The organism is Caballeronia sp. Lep1P3 (assembly GCF_022879595.1).
Lineage (GTDB): Bacteria > Pseudomonadota > Gammaproteobacteria > Burkholderiales > Burkholderiaceae > Caballeronia.
The window spans coordinates 358,735-377,851 of sequence record NZ_CP084265.1; the positions used below are offsets into that span (position 1 = coordinate 358,735).

General features: G+C 65.0%; 19 protein-coding genes. 14 read left to right on the forward strand and 5 right to left on the reverse strand.

The window, feature by feature from the left end; genetic code table 11:
• Window positions 1–31 precede the first annotated feature (31 nt).
• Both lysA and LDZ27_RS01700 read right to left on the reverse strand, forming a co-directional pair.
• The gene (lysA, locus tag LDZ27_RS01695; RefSeq protein WP_244815033.1) at window positions 32–1,294 is read right to left on the reverse strand and encodes a diaminopimelate decarboxylase; all 1,263 of its coding nucleotides are present in this window, start codon (window positions 1,292–1,294) and stop codon (window positions 32–34) included.
• Window positions 1,295–1,365: 71 nt separating this feature from the next.
• Window positions 1,366–1,662, reverse strand: a complete 297-nt coding sequence (locus LDZ27_RS01700; RefSeq protein ID WP_244815034.1) for a lipoprotein — start codon at window positions 1,660–1,662, stop codon at window positions 1,366–1,368.
• A gap of 35 nt (window positions 1,663–1,697) precedes the next feature.
• Between LDZ27_RS01700 and cyaY the strand changes: the two genes are divergently transcribed.
• Window positions 1,698–2,015, forward strand: a complete 318-nt coding sequence (gene cyaY / locus LDZ27_RS01705) for an iron donor protein CyaY (RefSeq protein WP_244815035.1) — start codon at window positions 1,698–1,700, stop codon at window positions 2,013–2,015.
• An 18-nt stretch (window positions 2,016–2,033) separates the two neighbouring features.
• Here the strand turns inward: cyaY and LDZ27_RS01710 are convergent, their stop codons facing one another.
• Complete coding sequence (locus LDZ27_RS01710; RefSeq protein WP_244815036.1) at window positions 2,034–4,445, reverse strand: penicillin-binding protein 1A; 2,412 nt, start codon at window positions 4,443–4,445, stop codon at window positions 2,034–2,036.
• Window positions 4,446–4,695: 250 nt separating this feature from the next.
• On the opposite strand from LDZ27_RS01710, the gene pilM reads away from it, so the two are divergent.
• From pilM to ugpQ, 12 genes are all read left to right on the forward strand, one after another.
• Window positions 4,696–5,697, forward strand: a complete 1,002-nt coding sequence (pilM, locus tag LDZ27_RS01715; protein ID WP_244815037.1) for a pilus assembly protein PilM — start codon at window positions 4,696–4,698, stop codon at window positions 5,695–5,697.
• Window positions 5,694–6,341 carry a PilN domain-containing protein gene (locus LDZ27_RS01720; protein ID WP_244815038.1) on the forward strand — a complete coding sequence of 216 codons (648 nt, stop codon included), beginning with the start codon at window positions 5,694–5,696 and terminating at the stop codon, window positions 6,339–6,341. The genes pilM and LDZ27_RS01720 overlap by 4 nt, the downstream gene beginning before the upstream one ends.
• A complete protein-coding gene (gene pilO / locus LDZ27_RS01725; protein WP_244815039.1) occupies window positions 6,338–7,225 on the forward strand; it encodes a type 4a pilus biogenesis protein PilO in 888 nt (295 codons plus the stop codon). The genes LDZ27_RS01720 and pilO overlap by 4 nt, the downstream gene beginning before the upstream one ends.
• Before the next feature lie 41 nt (window positions 7,226–7,266).
• Complete coding sequence (locus LDZ27_RS01730) at window positions 7,267–8,760, forward strand: type IV pilus secretin PilQ (RefSeq protein ID WP_244816008.1); 1,494 nt, start codon at window positions 7,267–7,269, stop codon at window positions 8,758–8,760.
• A gap of 131 nt (window positions 8,761–8,891) precedes the next feature.
• Entirely contained in the window at window positions 8,892–9,398 is a 507-nt protein-coding gene (locus LDZ27_RS01735; protein WP_370653383.1) for a shikimate kinase, read from the forward strand.
• 20 nt (window positions 9,399–9,418) lie between these two features.
• Window positions 9,419–10,495: a 3-dehydroquinate synthase gene (aroB, locus tag LDZ27_RS01740; protein WP_244816009.1), complete on the forward strand. Its 1,077-nt coding sequence runs from the start codon at window positions 9,419–9,421 to the stop codon at window positions 10,493–10,495.
• Window positions 10,496–10,534: 39 nt separating this feature from the next.
• Entirely contained in the window at window positions 10,535–11,749 is a 1,215-nt protein-coding gene (locus LDZ27_RS01745; RefSeq protein ID WP_244815041.1) for a deoxyguanosinetriphosphate triphosphohydrolase, read from the forward strand.
• A 45-nt stretch (window positions 11,750–11,794) separates the two neighbouring features.
• Window positions 11,795–13,120, forward strand: a complete 1,326-nt coding sequence (ugpB, locus tag LDZ27_RS01750; protein ID WP_244815042.1) for a sn-glycerol-3-phosphate ABC transporter substrate-binding protein UgpB — start codon at window positions 11,795–11,797, stop codon at window positions 13,118–13,120.
• Window positions 13,121–13,180: 60 nt separating this feature from the next.
• Entirely contained in the window at window positions 13,181–14,065 is an 885-nt protein-coding gene (gene ugpA / locus LDZ27_RS01755; protein WP_244815043.1) for a sn-glycerol-3-phosphate ABC transporter permease UgpA, read from the forward strand.
• On the forward strand, window positions 14,062–14,907 hold the full coding sequence (gene ugpE, locus LDZ27_RS01760) for a sn-glycerol-3-phosphate ABC transporter permease UgpE (protein WP_244815044.1): 846 nt from the start codon (window positions 14,062–14,064) through the stop codon (window positions 14,905–14,907). The genes ugpA and ugpE overlap by 4 nt, the downstream gene beginning before the upstream one ends.
• Before the next feature lie 19 nt (window positions 14,908–14,926).
• A complete protein-coding gene (locus LDZ27_RS01765; protein ID WP_244815045.1) occupies window positions 14,927–16,012 on the forward strand; it encodes a sn-glycerol-3-phosphate import ATP-binding protein UgpC in 1,086 nt (361 codons plus the stop codon).
• Between the two features lie 11 nt (window positions 16,013–16,023).
• Entirely contained in the window at window positions 16,024–16,779 is a 756-nt protein-coding gene (gene ugpQ, locus LDZ27_RS01770) for a glycerophosphodiester phosphodiesterase (RefSeq protein WP_244815046.1), read from the forward strand.
• 4 nt (window positions 16,780–16,783) lie between these two features.
• On the opposite strand, the gene LDZ27_RS01775 is transcribed toward ugpQ, so the two are convergent.
• Window positions 16,784–17,161, reverse strand: coding sequence for a YqjD family protein (locus tag LDZ27_RS01775; RefSeq protein WP_244815047.1), 378 nt, complete (start codon window positions 17,159–17,161; stop codon window positions 16,784–16,786).
• Window positions 17,162–17,398: 237 nt separating this feature from the next.
• Window positions 17,399–18,103, reverse strand: a complete 705-nt coding sequence (locus LDZ27_RS01780; protein WP_244816010.1) for an OmpW family protein — start codon at window positions 18,101–18,103, stop codon at window positions 17,399–17,401.
• A 224-nt stretch (window positions 18,104–18,327) separates the two neighbouring features.
• On the opposite strand from LDZ27_RS01780, the gene LDZ27_RS01785 reads away from it, so the two are divergent.
• Window positions 18,328–19,035 (forward strand): transposase, encoded by a 708-nt coding sequence (locus tag LDZ27_RS01785; protein ID WP_244815048.1) that lies wholly within the window; start codon window positions 18,328–18,330, stop codon window positions 19,033–19,035.
• Window positions 19,036–19,117: the final 82 nt, after the last annotated feature.

The window sequence follows — 19,117 nt, forward strand, 5'->3', positions numbered from 1 at the left end:
ATCGCTTTTTTGTCTGCACTTTGGCCGGGCGTCAGTCCGGCAGAATCGATTCGCCGGCGAACAACTGCTTCACTTCCTCGCGTTCGCGCACGAGGCGGGCGCGTTCGCCGTCCACCATCACTTCGGCGGCGCGCGGGCGCGTGTTGTAGTTCGAGCTCATCACGAAGCCGTAAGCGCCGGCGGAACAGATCGCCAGAAGATCGCCCGGTTCGACCACAAGATCGCGATCGCGCCCGAGCCAGTCGCCGCTTTCGCAGACCGGGCCGACGATGTCGTATCGATGCGCGGGGGTGTCGCGCTTTTCGACCGGCACGATGCGATGAAACGCCTCGTACATCGCGGGGCGCGCGAGATCGTTCATCGCGGCGTCGACGATGGCGAAGTTCTTCTCCTCGCCCGGCTTCAGATATTCGACGCGCGTGAGCAGCACGCCCGCATTGCCGACGAGCGAACGCCCCGGCTCGAAATACACTTCGCGCTGGCTGTGACCGCGCTTCTCGATATGCGCGAGGAGCGTGCGCACGAAATCGCCGATATCGGGCGGCGTTTCATCGTCGTAAGTGATGCCGAGACCGCCGCCGACGTCCACGTGCCGGATCTGCATTCCATCGGTTTCGATCTGATCGACGAGTTCCAGCAGCTTGTCGAGCGCGTCCAGATACGGGCTGATTTCCGTGATCTGCGAACCGATATGGCAATCGATGCCGACGACGTTCAGGTTTGCCATCGCGTGCGCTTCGCGATACGTCGCGCGCGCGTCGCTGAAAGCCACGCCGAACTTGTTCGACTTCAGGCCGGTGGAAATATACGGATGCGTCTTCGCGTCCACGTCCGGGTTCACGCGCAGCGAAACGGGCGCCTGCTTGCCGAGCGATTTCGCGACTTCGTTGAGCGCGTGAAGCTCGGGAATCGACTCGACGTTAAAGCACTTCACGCCCGCTTCGAGCGCTTCGCGCATTTCGGCCGCCGTCTTGCCGACGCCCGAAAACACCGTGTTCTCCGCTTTTCCGCCCGCAGCCAGCACGCGCGCCAGTTCCCCCGACGACACGATGTCGAAGCCCGCGCCCATTCGCGCGAACACGTTGAGCACGGCGAGATTGCTGTTGGCCTTCACCGCGACGTGCACGGTCGCGCGCCGTCCGGCGCAGGCGTCGCCGTAAGCGCGGTAGGCGCGCGTCAGGGCATCGCGGGAATAGACGTAGAGCGGCGTGCCGAACTGCTGCGCGAGCGAGGCTGCGGAAACGCCTTCGGCGTGCAGCACGCCGTCGACATAATGGAATGCGGAATCACTCATGCGTGCGTGGAATCTTGAATGCGCCGAAGGCGCGTGAGACGAGCGGGTCAGTATGCGGACGAGGCCGCTTATTAGCGTGCGGCGGGTGCGGCGGGCGCCGTCTTGAGGTCGGTCTCGGGCGCGAGCGAAAGCGGTTGGCCGGACGTGTCGGGAACATCGCCGGCCTTGCGTGCGCGCGACGCGGTTTCGTCGCTCGGAGTCACGTACGAAGGCGGCGTATCCTGCAGATTCTCAGGACGCTGCGGCATGGGCGGCACGACAGGCAGATAAAGCGGACCGCGTTGCCCACACCCGCCGAGCCCGACTGTGGCCGCGGCGCAAAGGCTCGCAGCCGCTACAATCGCGCTCATCCTGAAAACAACTCGCATGACCGTCCCTGTACTAAGAATCGATGGAGTTTAGCATGACAGACCAGGAATACCTGACGTTGGCCGAAGCCGTGCTGGGCGTGATCGAGCGCTCGGTGGATCAGGCCGAAGCCGACATCGAATTCGAGCGAAGCGGCAACGTGCTGACGCTCGAATTCGAGAATCGCACGAAGGTGATCGTCAATTTGCAGCCGCCGAAGCATGAAATCTGGCTGGCGGCGAAGGCGGGCGGATTCCACTACAAATACGTGAACGGCGAGTGGCGCGACACGCGCGACGGCAGCGAATTCTTCGCGGCGCTCAGCCGGTATTCGACGGAACAGGCGGGCGAGCCGATCAGCTTTTCAGCGTGACCGGCCCGAAAGGGGCGCTCACTGCCCCTTGAAGAGATTCATGATGTCCTGTTTTTCCTGCTCGCCGACATCGGGAGCCGGCGCCGTCACGCCCGATACGCCGCCTTCCTGCGGCGGCGCCTGACTCACGCCGATGGTCGCGATGAAGCCGTGACCGGGCGTCATGTCGTCGAAGTACAGTTCGCCGCCGAGCGACTTCACGTCGGGCGGCATCATCGGCTTGTACTCGGGCACGCCTTGCAGCGCGCGCGTCATGTACTCCATCCACACGGGCAGCGCGAGGCCGCCGCCGGTTTCCTTGTCGCCGAGGTTGCGCGGATTGTCGTAACCGACCCATGCGATTGCCACGAGCGTGCGCTGATAGCCGGCGAACCAGGCATCGTGCGAATCGTTCGTCGTGCCGGTCTTGCCGGCGATGTCGCCGCGTTTGAGCTGATTCGTCTTGGCCGCCGTGCCGTGCTGCGCGACGCTTTGCAGCAGGCTGTTCATCACGAACGCATTGCGCGGCGTGATGGCGAGCGGCGCGCTTTCCTGCGCGACGAGCGGTTGCGGATGCGACACCACCGCGCCGCGCGGATCGGTGATGTCCGCGATCAGATACGGATTCACGCGATACCCGCCGTTCGCGAACACCGAATAGCCGGCCGCCATTTGCAGCGGCGTCACCAGCCCCGCGCCGAGCGCCATCGGCAGATACGCGGGATGACGCTCGGGATCGAAGCCGAAACGCGTGATGTATTGCTGCGCGTACTTCGTGCCGATCTGGTTCAGGATGCGGATCGAAACCATGTTCTTCGACTTCTGCAGCGCGGTGCGCATGGTCATCGGGCCGTCGAAGCCGCCGCCGTAGTTCTTCGGCTCCCACGCCTGGCCGCCCGTTTCGGCCGCACTGAAAAAGAGCGGGCCGTCGTTGATGATGGTCGCGGGGGACAGGCCTTTTTCGAGCGATGCCGAGTAGATGAACGGCTTGAAGCTCGACCCCGGCTGGCGCCAGGCCTGCGTGACGTGGTTGAACTTGTTCTTGTTGAAGTCGAAGCCGCCGACGAGTGCGCGGATCGCGCCGTCCTGCGGGACCATCGACACGAGCGCGCCTTCCACTTGCGGCAGTTGCGTGATGGTCCAGTCGCCGTCGTCGGACTTCACGAGCCGCACGATCGCGCCCGGACGAATGCGCTGGTTCGGCTGCGCGCGCGCCGACAGCGCATTGGCGACGAAGCGCAGCGCATTGCCGCTGATCGTTGCCACGTTGCCGTCGATGAAGCTCGCCTTCACTTCCTTCACGGTCGCCGACGTGACCACCGCCGCGACGATTTCGCCGTTGTCCGGATGCTCGGCGAGGGCATCGTCGATGGCCTGTTCGCGGTCGTCCGCATTCGACGGCAGATCGATGAAGCCCTCCGGCCCGCGATAGCCGTGGCGCCGCTCGTAGTCCATGAGGCCGTGGCGCACGGCGCGGTAAGCGGCGTCCTGATCGGCGGAATCGATCGTCGTTACGACGTTCAGGCCGCGCGTGTAGGCTTCCTCGCGGTATTGCGCATACATCATCTGGCGCACCATTTCCGCGACGTACTCCGCGTGGACGCTGAACTCGCGCCCCTGTCCCTTCACCACGAGCGGCTGGTTCACGGCCTGTTCGTACTCGTCCTGCGTGATGAAGTTGAGCTCGCGCATGCGCTGGAGAATGTACGCCTGCCTCACCTTCGCGCGCTTCGGATTCACGATCGGGTTATACGCGGACGGCGCTTTCGGCAGACCGGCGAGCATCGCGGCCTCGGCGAGCGAGATGTCCTTCAGATCCTTGCCGAAGTAGACGCGCGCCGCGCTCGCGAAGCCGTAGGCGCGCTGCCCCAGATAGATCTGATTCATGTACACCTCGAGAATCTGATCTTTCGTGAGCGCCCGCTCGATCTTGTAGGCGAGCAGCATTTCGTAGATCTTGCGCGTGTACGTCTTTTCGCTCGACAAGAAGAAGTTGCGCGCGACCTGCATGGTGATCGTGCTCGCGCCCTGCGACGCATGGCCGTTGGTCAGCGCGACCGACCCCGCGCGCAGGATGCCCGTCAGATCGACGCCGCCGTGATCGTAGAAACGCGCGTCCTCGATGGCGAGCACCGCCTTCTTCAGATGATCGGGCACGTCCTGGATGCGCACCACGCTGCGGCGCTCTTCGCCGAATTCGCCAATCATGACGTGATCGGCCGTGTAGATGCGCAGCGGCACCTTCGGGCGATAGTCGGTCACGGCTTCGAGCGACGGCAGATTCGGCATCGCGACGACGAGCGCGTAGCCGAGCACGAGTCCAGCGCAGACGATCAGCGCGAAAACGCTGACAAGAAAACCGAAAAAGAGCCGCAACGCCAGCGGGCGTCGCTTCTTTTGCTGCCCTTCGGGCGGCGTGGCAGGCGGATTCGTTGGGGAAGAGGATTGCATAGCACCACCAAAAACAGTCCCGCGATTATAGCCGCCCGGATTTCGGGTTTTTCCTAGGACTCCAGACGCCTTCCCGGTGCTTCGCGCGGTCACTCGCAGCACCACGATACGCGCGACGGCGCCCCGAAAGATACTGCCATCGCGCGCACTAGCCATTCGGACGAATGTTCGCCGCGCGCCGCCCTCACGACAATTCCTTCGATGCACGCGCCCGAACGGTTCGGCGCGCGAGTGAAAAGAAGGAGTAGTCATGACGAAGCACAATCCCCTGCGCGGAACCTTGCTGACGGTCACGCGCCGGTTCGCCGCGGGCATCGACGTGAGCGAGGACGCCGTGCGGATCGCGGTTCTCAGCCGACGTCTGAAGCGCGACTCGACGGTATGCGTCGAGCATCTGGCGTCGGCGCCGCTCGCGCCGGGCGCGGTGGTCGGCGTCGATTTCGTGGACCGTGCGGCGGTCGTCGCTGCGCTGCGCGAAGCGACCGCGCGATTGCCGCAGGACGGCGCGTGGCGCGCATTGCGCTGCGCGATGGGCTTGCCGGCGTTGGCAACGACCACGACGCGCGTTCCGCTCGCCCGTCTGATGGACGCGCCCAGGTCCGATGTCGCGGTGATCGGCGGCGATCCGTGCGGGCTGCTCGAACCGGCCGTGCTCGCGGAGGCCGAGCGCGTCTCGGGCATCGAGCGCGGCGCGCTCGCCGTGGACTGGTCGGTCGAGGCGCGCGACGACGGCTATCCGGACGTCGCCATTGCTTCGACGGCGCGGCGGCACGTCGAAGCACGCGTCGAAACGGCTGCGGCGGCGGGCATCGCTCTGTGTGCGATCGACGGCGAACCGGCTGCGGCGCTGCGCGCGATGCGTCATTCCGGCAAGACCGAGCTGGACCCCGATGCGCGATATATCGTCTGCTGGCTGGAAAGCACGGGCATGCACGCGTGGCTCGTGAACGCAGGCGATGTTCAAGGCGAGGCGCGCTATCCCGCGCCGGAATACGCGAGCGCCGCCGATGCGCTGCGCGATCTCGCGGGCGTGGGCGTGCCGCTCGACTGCATCTACGTGGGCGGGCAGACGCGCCTCCTCGCGCAAGCCGGCCTGCCGTTCTCCGCGATCACGCCGATGTTCCGCTGCCCGGTCCTGCCGTTCGAGCCGGCTCCGTATTGCAACGGCGCGTCCGAAATCGACGCCGCGCTCAGGCATTCGCCGCTTTTCGCGGTCGCGTTCGGCCTTGCGCTGCGCGAGGTGCTGCAATGACGAGCGCCGCACTCGAAGGATTCAACCTGCTGCCGCACCGGTCGCGAAAGCGCCGCGCGATGCGTCGTCAGCGGCTCGCGAGTCTCGCCGCCGCGGGACTCGCCGGCTGCGCGGCGGTCGGCGGCGTCGCGGGCTGGGACACGCTGCAACGCGCTCGCCTCGACGACCGCCGCATCGCGCTCGAAACGACGCTGCGTGCATCGCGTGTCGCGATCGACGAACACGCGCGGCTACTGAGCGCCGAAGCCGAGCGACGCCGCGCGCTAGAGGCGGCCCAGCCGCTCGCGGCACCGCGCGACAGATTCCTCGCGCTGCTGGAAGCGCTCGCGGAGGCGTCGCCGAAGACGGATGTCGCGCTGCAGCGCGTTTCGCAGCGCACCGACGAAGTCGAACTCGCCGCGCTCGCCGCCGACTCGCAGACGGCAGCGCGCTGGCTCAAGCGTCTGGAAGCGCTGCCCGGCGTGCAATCGGTGGAAGTCGTGGAGATGAAGCGCCGCGCCGAAACCGCGCCCACGGGCAAGCGCGAGGCCGCCGCGGCGCTTGCCGACCGCTACGAATTCACCGCGCTCGTCCGCTACGCCGCGACCGGCAGCAAAAGCGCCGCCGCGCCGGCGAAGGCGTCAATTAAAAGGAAAAGCCAATGAACACGATGACGATGCACCTTCCGGCGCGCGGGCGTGCGCGCGCCTTTCAAGCCACGCTCGATGTGATCCGCCAGCCGCCCGATCAATGGACGAAGCGCCGCACCGCGACGACCGCGTTCGCGCTCGCCGCGATCGTCTTCGCGCTCGGTCTGCAAGGCTGGCGCGATGCCGGCGCGGGTCGGCGCGAGGCGAGCGAGGCAGCGCTCGCGGCGACGCAGCGCAAGGCCGACGACGCAAGCCGCATCGCCGCCGAATTGCCCGAACTGCGCGCGCGCGTCGCGGCTGTGCGTCTGAAGCCCGAGAAGTGGACCGCCGCCGATGCGCTTCACGCAGTCGCCGCGCTCGCCGCGCAAAGCGGACTTCGCGTGACGGAAATCGAACCGTCGGCGGCAAAAAGCGGCCTGCGCGCGGCGGCGCAAAACGCGTCGGAGCGCACGCTCACGTTTCGCGCCGAGGGCGGTTTCGCGGAGATCCGGCGCTTTCTCGAAGCGCTCGCCGGGCTGCCGCGCCTCGCCGTGTCCGACGCCGTGCAGATCAGAAGGCAAGCCGGCGCGCTGACGGTGGACGCGACGCTCGCCATCCACGAAACGCTGCCTGCCGTGCCGCTCGCGCAGGCGCCGCGCGCGAATGCGTTCATCGTCGATCCGTTCGGCAGGGACGGCGGCGCGGACTTCTCGCGCGGGGCCGGCATGCTGCTCGTGGGGACGCTCGTCGCGCGTCATCGGGCGATGGCGCTCGTGCAAAGCGCGAAGCGCATCGAGCACGTCGAGCCGGGCGAGCGAATCGGCGACGAGCGGCTCGAACGCGTCGAGCCGCGCGCCATACGGCTTGCAAGCGGCGAAGGCGCATCGCGCACGCTCGCTTTCGCGGAGGACGGCAAGTGAAGACGCTTCTCCCCAAGACGCTTCTCCCGACGATCCGCGCGATGAGCGTGGCGGCGCTCGTCGTAGCGCGAGCGGCAAGCGCAGCGGTCGGCGACGATGCGCCCGTTCCGCCCTTGCCGCCGCTGCCCGCATCGGCGGATACGCTGCCGACCGACCAGTTCGCGATCGACACCAGCACGCCGCCTGCATCTGCGGCGCCCTCGACGCCCGCCGCGCAGCCTGCGGCGAGCACGGAATCGCTCGAAGGGCCGCCCGTGCCGCTGCCGCCGCTCGAACGCCTGAGCATGTCGACTGCGCACGCGCAGCAGCAAAAAGCCGCTGACGACGGCAAACCGATCACGCTCGATCTGAAAAACGCCGACCTGAGCGCCGCGCTGCAAGGCTTCGCGCGATTCACCGGGCTGAACATCATCGCGAGCGAGAAGGTGCGCGGACAGGTATCGATCAATCTCGTCGCCGTGCCGTGGCGTCGCGCGTTCGACACGCTCCTCGAAGTCAACGGTCTCGCGATGGAGCAGCACGGCAACGTGATCTGGATCGCGCCGCTCGCCGAACTCGCCGCGCGCGAGAAGCTGCGCTTCGAAGCGCACGCCCGCGCGGCGGACCTCGAGCCGCTCGCGAGCCGCACGTTCATGCTGCGCTATCCGCGCGCCGAGGACGTGCGCAAGCTGCTTTCCGGCTCCGGTACGGAGCGCGTGTTGTCGAAGCGCGGTTCCGCCACGGCCGATTCGCGCACGAACCTGCTCTTCGTGACCGATCTCGACGCGCGCGTGCGGCAGATCGCGGAGCTGATCGCGACCATCGACAAGCCGACGCCGCAGGTGATGATCGAAGCGAAGATCGTCGAAGGAGAGACGGGGCTTTCGCGCAACCTCGGCATCAAGCTGGGCGTCGCGCCGACGGGCGATTCGGCGCGCGGACTCTCGGGCGGCAAGGAGGGCCTCGTGTACGATCTTTCGGCGCGGCCGGTGAACGGCTTCGACGCGGCCACGGCGGGTCTCACGCTTTTCGCCGCGCAGGCGACGCGGCTTCTGGACATCGAACTGAGCGCGCTCGAATCCGAGGGGCGCGGCCAAGTGGTTTCGAGACCGCGCGTGGTGACGGCGGACCGCGCGAAGGCCATCGTCGAGCAGGGCACCGAGCTGCCGTATCAGGCGAAAGTCGGCAACGGCGTCTCCGGCGTGCAGTTTCGGCGCGCTGCGCTCAAACTGGAGGTCGAGCCGCAAATCACGCCGCACGGACACGTCATCCTCGATCTCGACGTCGCGAAGGACAGCGTCGGCGAGCAGACCGCGTCCGGCCCGGCCATCAACACGAAGCACATCCAGACGCGCGTCGAAGTGGAAGATGGCGGCACCGTGGCGATCGGCGGCATCTATTCTGATGAAGAACGGCAGGACGTGACGGGCGTGCCGGGGCTCGCGAAGCTGCCGCTGATCGGCTGGCTGTTCCGCCACGACGCGCGGCGAAAGGCGCAGAACGAGCTGATCATCCTGATCACGCCGCATGTGATTGCGCCGGGCGGCGAAGCGTGAAACGGCCGCCCGGCGCGACTCGACAAAGCGGGCGGTTTGCCCTTAAGCTGCCGCACGAACAAATCGATACAGTTAAAGGATTCACGTTGCAGGAAGGGCACGCGAACGCGAACATTTTTTTCGTCGGACTCATGGGCGCGGGTAAGACCACCGTGGGCCGCGCGGTTGCGCGCCGTTTGCAGCGCTCTTTCATCGATTCCGATCTGGAGATCGAAGCGCGCACCGGCGCGCGCATTCCGGTGATCTGGGAACTGGAAGGCGAGGCCGGCTTTCGGCAGCGGGAAGCCAACGTCATCGACGAGCTGTCGCAGAAAAGCGGCATCGTGCTTGCGACGGGCGGCGGCGCGGTGCTGCGGCCGGAGAATCGCGAGAATCTGAGGAATCGCGGCATCGTCATCTATCTTCGCGCGAATCCGCACGATCTCTGGCAACGCACGCGCCGCGACAAGAACCGGCCGCTTCTTCAGACCGAAGACCCGCGCGGCAAGCTCGAAGCGCTCTTTCAGACGCGCGATCCGCTCTATCACGAGTGCGCGCATTTCGTCGTCGAGACCGGGCGGCCTACCGTCAACGCGCTCGTCAACATGGTCCTGATGCAACTGGAGGTGGCCGGCGTCATCAAGTCGGCTGAGTCATAATGTCCGCCATGAATTCCCCGTTGATCACCGTTAGCGTCGAGCTGGGCGAGCGCGCCTATCCCATTCATATCGGTGCGGGCCTGATCGGTCGCACGGAGCTTTTCGCGCCGCACATCAAGGGCGCGTCGGTGGCCATCGTCACCAATTCCACGGTCGATCCGCTCTACGGCGACGCCCTTCGCGCCGCGCTCGAACCGCTCGGCAAGAAGGTGACGACAGTCGTTCTTCCCGACGGCGAAGCGCATAAAAACTGGGAAACGCTCAACACCGTCTTCGACGCGCTGCTGTCCGGGCGCGCGGACCGCAAGACGACGCTGATCGCGCTCGGCGGCGGCGTCGTCGGCGACATGACCGGCTTCGCGGCGGCGTGCTACATGCGCGGCGTGCCGTTCATCCAGGTTCCGACGACGCTGCTCTCGCAAGTGGATTCGTCGGTGGGCGGCAAGACGGGCATCAACCATCCGCTCGGCAAGAACATGATCGGCGCGTTCTACCAGCCGCAGGCGGTCATCGCGGATATCGGCGCGCTGCGTACGCTGCCTGAGCGCGAACTGGCGGCGGGAATCGCGGAAGTCATCAAGACGGGCGCGATCGCCGATGCCGAATTCTTCGAGTGGATCGAAGCGAACATCGGTGCGCTCAACGAACGCCGCGACGACGCGCTCGCGCACGCGGTCAAGCGTTCGTGCGAGATCAAGGCGTCGGTCGTGGCCGCCGACGAGCGCGAGGGCGGCCAGCGTGCCATCCTCAATTTCGGCCATACGTTCGGTCACGCAATCGAAGCGGGCCTCGGCTACGGCGAATGGCTGCACGGCGAAGCGGTCGGTTGCGGCATGGTGATGGCGGCGGATTTGTCCGTGCGCCTCGGCAGGCTCGACGAAGCCGCGCGCAAGCGCCTCGTGCGCGTGATCGAAGCGGCGAAGCTGCCGGTCGTCGCGCCGAAGCTCGGCGAAGACCGCTACGTCGATCTGATGAAAGTCGACAAGAAAGCCGAAGCGGGCGAGATCAAGTTCATTCTCCTGACGCGCTTCGGCGCGACAGAAATCACCGGCGCGCCGGATCGGGCCGTGCGCGAGACGCTCGCAGCCAGCGTCTGATCTGACGGCAGCCGGGACCACGACGATGCGGAGCAGCCGGTGAGCGAAACACAAGCGGAATACGGAGCGCCCTCGGCGCTCTCGCTCGAAGCGCATCTTGCGCCCTATGCGGCGCGTTCGTCGTTATCGCGCGGGCGCCGGCATACCGAGACGCCGCCCGCCGCGCGCACCGAGTTTCAGCGCGACCGCGACCGCATCGTGCATTCGACGGCCTTTCGCCGGCTCGAATACAAGACGCAGGTTTTCGTCAATCACGAAGGCGACCTCTTTCGCACGCGTCTCACGCATAGTCTCGAAGTCGCGCAGATCGCGCGGTCGGTCGCGCGCAACCTGCGGCTCAATGAGGACTTGGTCGAAGCGATATCGCTCGCGCACGATCTCGGGCATACGCCTTTCGGACACGCCGGTCAGGACGCGCTGCACGAATGCATGCGCGATCACGGCGGCTTCGAGCACAATCTGCAAAGCCTCGTGGTCGTCGATCAACTCGAAGAGCACTACGGCGCGTTCAACGGCCTGAACCTGTGCTTCGAAACGCGCGAAGGCATTCTCAAGCATTGTTCGCGCGAAAACGCGCGCAAGCTCGGCGAGCTCGGCGAGCGCTTTCTCGCGGGCAAGCAGCCGTCGCTGGAAGCGCAGATCGCGAATGTCGCGGACGAAATCGCCTACAACAATCACGATGTCGACGACGGCCTGCGCTCCGGCCTCATCACGCTCGAACAACTCGCCGAAGTCAGCCTGTGGCACATGCATTTCGACGCGGCGCGCGCGGAGTTTCCGTCGATCGAAGGGCGCAGGCTCATTCACGAGACCATCCGGCGCATCATCAATACGCTGATCGTCGATCTCATCGAGGCGACGAGCCGCAACCTCGCGCGCGTCGCGCCGTCATCGCTCGACGACGTGCGCAATGCGCCGCTGCTCGTCGCGCATAGCGATGAAGTCGCCGCGCAAGCCGCAGCGCTCAAGCGCTTTCTCTTCAGGAACCTGTACCGCCATTTCCGCGTGATGCGCATGGCGAACAAGGCGAAGCGCGTCGTGACCGGTCTCTTCAACGCGTTCACGGAAGACCCGCGCCTCTTGCCGCCCGCGTATCAGGCGCGCATCGCGGTAGCGGAGGAATCGGCGAACGACGCCGACGCGTCGGGCCACGACAGCGCGCAGGCCCGGCTCATCGCGCATTACATCGCCGGCATGACGGACCGTTATGCATTGAAGGAGTATCAACGCCTGTTTGTCATCGACAACAACTAACATCGCGCCTTTTCAGCGCAGACGTTCGACAAGGAGACTCAATCGATGAGATGCACGCCCTCGTTCCGCTCGATCTCGGCCGCGGCCGTTCTGGCCTTCGGCGCCAGCACGGCGGCCCACGCCGCGACGGAAATCCAGTTCTGGCACGCGATGGAAGCCGCCCTCGGCGAGCGCGTGAACGACATCGCGAAGGACTTCAACGCGTCGCAGAGCGATTACAAGATCGTGCCGGTATTTAAAGGCACTTATGATCAGACGCTCGCGGCGGGCATCGCGGCGTATCGCAGTGGCAACGCGCCCGCGATTCTGCAGGTCTACGAAGTCGGCACCGCGACGATGATGCAGGCGAAGAAGGCCGTGCTTCCGGTCTACGACGTGTTCAAACAGGCGGGCGTGCCGCTCGACGAAAAGGCGTTCGTGCCGACCATCTCCGGCTATTACAGCGACGCGAAGACGGGCCATCTCATCTCGATGCCCTTTAACAGTTCCACGCCGGTTCTGTACTACAACAAGGACGCGTTCAAGAAGGCGGGCCTCGATCCCAACCAGCCGCCGAAGACGTGGGCGGATGTCGAAACCGACGCCAAGAAGCTGAAGGCCGCGGGTTATTCGTGCGGCTATTCGTCGGGATGGCAAAGCTGGATTCAGCTCGAGAACTACAGCGCGTGGCACGCGGCGCCGTTTGCATCGAAGAACAATGGCTTCGACGGCCTCGACGCCAAGCTCGAATTCAACAAGCCGCTGCAGGTCGCGCACATCCAGTTCCTGCAGAACATGGCGAAGGAAGGCACGTTCACCTATGTGGGCCGCAAGGACGAACCGGTGTCGAAGTTCTATAGCGGCGACTGCGGCATCATCACGAATTCGTCGGGCTCGCGCGCGACCATCGCGAAGTACGCGAAGTTCGATTACGGCATCGGCATGATGCCTTACGACGCGAACGTGAAGGGCGCGCCGCAGAACGCGATCATCGGCGGCGCGAGTCTCTGGGTGCTGTCCGGCAAGGACGCGGCCACGTACAAGGGCGTCGCGAAGTTCCTCGCCTATCTCGCGTCGCCGCAAGTGGCCGCGAAGTGGCATCAGGACACGGGCTATCTGCCGGTGACGCAAGCCGCATATGAACTCACGCAAAAGCAGGGCTTCTACGACAAGAATCCCGGCGCGGACATCGCCATCAGGCAGATGTTGAACAAGCCGCCGCTTCCGTTCACGAAGGGCTTGCGCCTCGGCAACATGCCGCAGATTCGCACCGTCGTCGATGAAGAACTGGAGCAGGTCTGGGCCGAGAAGAAGACGCCGCAACAGGCGCTCGATTCTTCCGTTCAACGCGGCGACGAACTGCTGCGCCGGTTTGAAAAGAGCGGCGGCTGACGCACGTAGCCGCGCCCGCGCCCGCACGCGCTGCGGGCGCTTTTCGTTCAGGACACGTCGATGGAAAAACGGTCTCGTTTCGACACGAGCGTCTTGCCGTATCTGCTCGTCGCGCCGCAGCTCGCGATCACCGCGCTGTTCTTTCTGTGGCCAGCCGGCGAAGCGCTCTGGCAAGCCACGCAAAGTCAGGACGCGTTCGGCACGTCGAGCGAGTTCGTCGGCTTCGCGAACTTCAGGCAGCTTTTCGCGGACCCGCTGTATCTGTCGTCGTTCGGCACGACGATGGTCTTCTGCGCGCTCGTCACCGTCTCCGGTCTCGCGATCTCGCTGCTGCTCGCGGCGTGCGCGGATCGCGTGACGCGCGGCGCGAAGGCGTATCAGACGCTCCTTATCTGGCCGTATGCGGTGGCGCCGGCAATCGCGGCCGTGCTGTGGTCGTTCCTGTTCAATCCGAGCATCGGGCTCGTGACGTATGCGCTCGGCAAGCAGGGCATCGTATGGAATCACGCGCTCAATGGCACACAGGCGATGTTTCTCGTCGTGCTCGCGTCCGTCTGGAAGCAGGTCAGCTACAACTTCCTGTTCTTCTATGCGGGCCTGCAGGCGATTCCGCAATCGCTGATCGAAGCCGCCGCCATCGACGGCGCCGGTCCCGTGCGGCGCTTCTTCGGCATCGCGCTGCCGCTGCTTTCGCCGACGAGTTTCTTCCTGCTCGTCGTCAATCTCGTCTATGCGTTCTTCGATACATTCCCCGTCATCGACGCGGCGACCGGCGGCGGCCCCGCGCAATCCACCAAGACGCTCATCTACAAGATCTTCGCGGAAGGCTTTCAGGGACTCGACATCGGCAGCTCGGGTGCGCAGTCGGTCGTGCTGATGGTAATCGTGGTCGCGCTGACCGTCGTGCAGTTCCGTTTCGTCGAACGCCGGGTGCAATACTCATGATCGAGAATCGTCGCGGCTTCGATATCTTCTGTCACGCGGTGCTGATTCTCGGCGTCGCGCTGATCGTGTTTCCGGTCTATGTCGCGTTTTGCGCGGCGACGATGAGCGCGAAGGAAGTCTTCAGCGTGCCGCTTTCGCTGATCCCGAGCACGCATCTCTTCGAGAACATCGCGAACATCTGGACGCACGGCAGCGGCAACGCAGCCGCGCCGTTCGGGCGCATGCTGATGAATAGCCTCGTGATGGCGCTCGTCATTTCCATCGGCAAGATCGCGGTGTCGATCATTTCGGCCTACGCGATCGTCTTCTTTCGCTTCCCGATGAAGAACGTCGCGTTCTGGCTCATCTTCATCACGCTGATGCTGCCTGTCGAAGTTCGCATCTTTCCGACGGTGCAGGTGGTCTCGTCCATGCATCTCGCGAACACTTATGCGGGTCTCACGCTGCCGCTGATCGCCTCGGCGACCGCCACGTTCCTGTTCCGCCAGTTCTTCATGACGCTGCCCGACGAACTGATGGAAGCGGCGCGCATCGACGGCGCGGGACCGCTGCGTTTTTTCTGGGACGTCGTGCTGCCGCTTTCGAAGACGAACATCGCGGCGCTCTTCGTCATCACGTTCATTTACGGCTGGAACCAGTATCTCTGGCCGATTCTCATCACCAACGAACAGTCGCTGCAAACGGCGGTGGTCGGCATCAAGAGCATGATCGCTTCGGGCGATACCGCGACCGAATGGCATCTCGTCATGAGCGCGACGCTGCTCGCGATGCTGCCGCCGCTCGTCGTCGTGCTGACCATGCAGCGCTGGTTCGTGCGCGGCCTCGTGGACGCGGAAAAATAACGATGGAGAGCGGGTATTCATGGCTGCGCTGACACTCAAAGGCGTGAAAAAGACCTACGACGGCAAGCAATACGTGCTGCACGGCATCGATGTCGCGGTGAACGACGGCGAGTTCGTCGTGATGGTCGGCCCGTCCGGTTGCGGCAAGTCCACGCTGCTTCGCATGGTCGCGGGTTTGGAGAGCGTGTCGGACGGCACCATCGAGATCGGCGGCAAGGTCGTCAACAAGCTCGAGCCGAAAGATCGCGATATCGCGATGGTCTTTCAGAACTACGCGCTCTATCCGCACATGAGCGTCGCGCAGAACATGGCATATGCGCTGAAGATCGGCGGCGCGGATCGCGCGAGCATCGAGAGCCGCGTCGCCAACGCCGCGCGCATCCTCGAACTGGAGCATCTGCTTGCGCGCAAGCCGCGCGAGTTGTCGGGCGGGCAGCGGCAGCGCGTCGCGATGGGCCGCGCGATCGTGCGCGAACCGGCTGTCTTTCTCTTCGACGAACCGCTCTCAAACCTCGACGCGAAACTGCGCGTGCAGATGCGCCTCGAAATTCAGCGCCTGCACGCGCGGCTCGCAACGACGAGTCTCTATGTGACGCACGATCAGATCGAAGCGATGACGCTCGCGCAACGCGTGATCGTCATGAACAAGGGCCACGCGGAACAGATCGGCGCGCCGACCGAAGTCTACGAGCGTCCGGCAACGGTCTTCGTGGCGAGCTTCATTGGTTCGCCGGCCATGAATCTGCTGGAAGGGCGCTTGTCGGAAGATGGTTCGTTGTTCGAAGTAGCGGGCGGCGGCCCGAAGCTGCCGGTCGCGGGCGCAAGCGGACTGACGAGCCGCATGCATGGGCGCGGGTGGATCGTCGGCATTCGTCCGGAACACATGACGCCCGCGAGCGACGGCGGTGCGCAGGCGACGCTCGATGTCGATTCCGCCGAACTTCTCGGCGCGGATAACCTCGCGCACGGCAAATGGGGCAAGCACGATGTGGCGGCGCGTTTGCCGCACGCGCATCGGCCGCAGCGTGGCGAGAAGCTGGCGGTGTCGTTGCCCGCGCGGCATCTGCATTTCTTCGATCCGGCCACCGGAATGCGCGCCAACTGAGGGAGTTCGAGATGAGAACCTGGCCCTATCCCGTAATCGTCGCGCATCGCGGCGGCGGCAAGCTCGCGCCGGAAAACACGCTCGAAGGCATCGAAACGGGCGCGCGTCTCGGGCTCGAGATGATCGAGTTCGACGCGAAGCTGTCGGCGGACAACGTCGTGTTCCTGCTGCATGACGACGATGTGGACCGCACGTCGAACGGGCGCGGCGCGGCGAAGTCGATGACTTACGCGCAGTTGCGCGCGCTCGATGCCGGTTCGTGGTTCGGCGGCGAGTTCGCGGGCGCGCACATGCCGACGCTCGCCGAAGTGCGTGAGAAGTGCGCCGCACTGAACATGGCGGCGAACATCGAGATCAAGCCGTGTCCGGGGCGCGAAGCCGAAACCGGCGATGCCGTCGCGCGCGAGGCGGCGAGTCTATGGCGCGATGCGGAGCCCGCGCCGCTGTTGTCGTCGTTCTCGTATGCGGCGCTCGAAGCCGCCCGCAACGCCGCGCCCGACTTGCCGCGCGGGATGTTGTACGAGCGCGTGCCGCAAGACTGGCGCGCGCAGACCGCGGCGCTCGCGTGCGTCTCGCTGCATGCGGACCATCGTTCGCTCGACGAAACGCTCGTGCGCGAGATCAAGGATGCCGGCTTGCGCGTGCTCGCCTATACGGTGAACGAAGGCGAACGCGCGCGCCTCCTTGCGCGATGGGGCGTCGATGCGATCTGCACGGACCGCATCGACGTGATCGGCCCGGATTTTCTGGCGCGCGCGTCCGGCTGATCGGTCAGCGCGCGCGTGCGAGCAGCACGCCCGCAAGCAGCGCGAGCCCGCCGACGAGCGCGATGGTTTGCCACGGCCTGTCGTGAAGATACGTGTCGGCGTCATCGAGTACGGCGGATGCGCGGTCGCGCACGGCGGCGTGCGTGTCGTTCAGACGCGAGCGCGCTGCATCGAGTTGATCGCCGATGCGCGAGCGCAAAAGCGCGGCGTCGGCGGATGCGCCTTCCGCCAGCGTTTCTTCGAGTTCGGAAAGCAGCGCGCGCAGTTCGGAGCCGATGTCTCCGGCGGCGTCACGGCCGTGACGCGCCATGCGGCGCGCGCGGCGGCTCGTGGTGTTCCATGAATCTCCGATGGCGTCACGCGTGTTCGAGAATGCGTTCATAGATCGCTCCGTCGATGGATGAATCGTGGATGGGGCAACACTCCGCTCGAGGCGGGAAGTGCGGTACAGCAAGTTGGATGCCGACGCGTCATGCCGTCTCGCAAATATACGCCGACGCGTAATTACTGCATGCGCCGCGCGGCCGCGCAAGTCACATTTACAAGGCGCGTGTAAGTGAAAACGCCGTCATGCTGCGCTGCATGACGGCGTTGGAAGAGCGCTGCAAAAGAATGCGAATCAGAAGCGGTAGCCCACGCGCAGATACGTCACGATCGGGTTGATGGTGATCTTCGCTTGCGACTGAACGTTCAGCACACCGACGGGCGTTTGCGCCTGCGTGCTCAGCTTGGCCGTTGCCTTCAGCGGGATGAACGAGACGGAGAACGCGGCGAACCAGTGCTGCGTGAAATTGTATTGAGCGCCGAGATTAAAGACAGGCGCCCACGAACTATCCGTATCGACGGTGGTCGGACCATGCAGCACGGTGCTTTCGAACGCGCCGTTGGTCAGTTTCGCGTCGGAGAACCAGGTACGCGTCACGCCAATGCCGGCGAACGGCCGGAACTTCGCATCGGGAGCGTTGAAGAAGTACTTGAAGAGAAGCGTCGGGCTCCATTGCTTCGCGCTGCCGATCTTGCCGAAACCTTCGAGCGTTCCCGTTCCGTTCAGATCGAACGAAGGCGGAATGCCCATTTCGAGTTCGGCGGCAATGTGGTCCGTGGCGAAGTAGCCGAGCGTAAAGCCAGCCGTATCCGCGCTTCCGATGCCCGCCCCCGTGCCGGGCACGCTGATATTCACGGGAGATCCGCCTACACTTGTTTCTTTGAGCGGACCGCTGCTGTCTTGTGGCGCGAAGTGAAACCAGCCTGCGGTTGCATAGATGGAACCGGCCGATTGTGCATGTGCCCCCAGGGACAAACACGCCAATGCGGCACCCGTCATGACTTGTTTTATTCTCAATTTGTGCTCCTCCTGAAAGCACGTTCATTATGAACATAACGTTTCAAACTAACCATAGCGGTTGGGTAGAGCATTTTCCCTAGGCCCAGCGACCGCTTCGGAGTCCCGTTGCACGGCCCTGGCATGCGCCTCGCGCCCCGCTGCAGCAGCGTCTCCAGTAGGCCCCCGACCGGGGTAACACAAACGCGACCAACGGAATATCCAGAATGGCACGGCTTGCACGACTCTATGTCCCCGAACAGCCGCAGCATGTCATCCTGCGTGGTCTCGACCAGCAACCCGCCTTCGTCGACGACCAGGACTACGAGCTTTTCATCGACTGCCTGAGGACGGCATCACGCGATCATCACCTCTCCGTCCACGCCTATGCGCTGATGCCGCAAGCGGTGCATCTTCTCGTGACGCCGCGCGACGAAGCGAGCCTGCCCAAGGCGATGCAGGCGGTCGGGCGCCGCTATGTCGCGCATTTCAATCGGCGGTACATGCGTCGCGGGACGTTGTGGGAAGGCCGTTATCGCGCGACCGTCATCGAGGGCGAACGGTACTTCCTGCTTGCGACGCGCGTCGTGGAAATGGCGCCCGTGCGCGCGCAGCTCGCGGCGTCGCCGCAGGACTACAAGTGGTCGAGCTACCGGCATCACATCGGGGTGACGGTGGATGCGCTCATCACGGACCATCCGCTTTTCTGGTCGCTCGGCAACACTCCGTTCGAACGCCAGCACGCGTACAAGGAACTGTGCGAGCAGCCGCTCGACGAGCGCGAGACCAACCGTCTCCTGCAGGCGACACTGAAAGGCTGGGTTCTTGGCAGCGATGCGTACCGCGAATGGGCGGCGCGCGCCGCGAATCGCCGCGTGTCGCCCTTGCCGCGCGGACGGCCGCGTAAGGTGCGCGAGACGCCGCAAACGCAGTAGCCGCGCGGCATTGCCGCGGTCAAGCACGATAGACGGCGCCGGGCTTTCATTGCCGACGCCGTTTATTTTGCTTGTTTTCGAT

Coding starts and splice junctions, on each gene's coding strand:
- lysA (WP_244815033.1), bottom strand. CDS start 1,294: ATGAGTGATTCCGCATTCCATTATGTCGACGGCGTGCTGCACGCCGAA.
- LDZ27_RS01700 (WP_244815034.1), bottom strand. CDS start 1,662: ATGCGAGTTGTTTTCAGGATGAGCGCGATTGTAGCGGCTGCGAGCCTT.
- cyaY (WP_244815035.1), top strand. CDS start 1,698: ATGACAGACCAGGAATACCTGACGTTGGCCGAAGCCGTGCTGGGCGTG.
- LDZ27_RS01710 (WP_244815036.1), bottom strand. CDS start 4,445: ATGCAATCCTCTTCCCCAACGAATCCGCCTGCCACGCCGCCCGAAGGG.
- pilM (WP_244815037.1), top strand. CDS start 4,696: ATGACGAAGCACAATCCCCTGCGCGGAACCTTGCTGACGGTCACGCGC.
- LDZ27_RS01720 (WP_244815038.1), top strand. CDS start 5,694: ATGACGAGCGCCGCACTCGAAGGATTCAACCTGCTGCCGCACCGGTCG.
- pilO (WP_244815039.1), top strand. CDS start 6,338: ATGAACACGATGACGATGCACCTTCCGGCGCGCGGGCGTGCGCGCGCC.
- LDZ27_RS01730 (WP_244816008.1), top strand. CDS start 7,267: ATGAGCGTGGCGGCGCTCGTCGTAGCGCGAGCGGCAAGCGCAGCGGTC.
- LDZ27_RS01735 (WP_370653383.1), top strand. CDS start 8,892: ATGGGCGCGGGTAAGACCACCGTGGGCCGCGCGGTTGCGCGCCGTTTG.
- ugpB (WP_244815042.1), top strand. CDS start 11,795: ATGAGATGCACGCCCTCGTTCCGCTCGATCTCGGCCGCGGCCGTTCTG.
- ugpA (WP_244815043.1), top strand. CDS start 13,181: ATGGAAAAACGGTCTCGTTTCGACACGAGCGTCTTGCCGTATCTGCTC.
- ugpE (WP_244815044.1), top strand. CDS start 14,062: ATGATCGAGAATCGTCGCGGCTTCGATATCTTCTGTCACGCGGTGCTG.
- LDZ27_RS01765 (WP_244815045.1), top strand. CDS start 14,927: ATGGCTGCGCTGACACTCAAAGGCGTGAAAAAGACCTACGACGGCAAG.
- ugpQ (WP_244815046.1), top strand. CDS start 16,024: ATGAGAACCTGGCCCTATCCCGTAATCGTCGCGCATCGCGGCGGCGGC.
- LDZ27_RS01775 (WP_244815047.1), bottom strand. CDS start 17,161: ATGAACGCATTCTCGAACACGCGTGACGCCATCGGAGATTCATGGAAC.
- LDZ27_RS01780 (WP_244816010.1), bottom strand. CDS start 18,103: ATGACGGGTGCCGCATTGGCGTGTTTGTCCCTGGGGGCACATGCACAA.
- LDZ27_RS01785 (WP_244815048.1), top strand. CDS start 18,328: ATGGCACGGCTTGCACGACTCTATGTCCCCGAACAGCCGCAGCATGTC.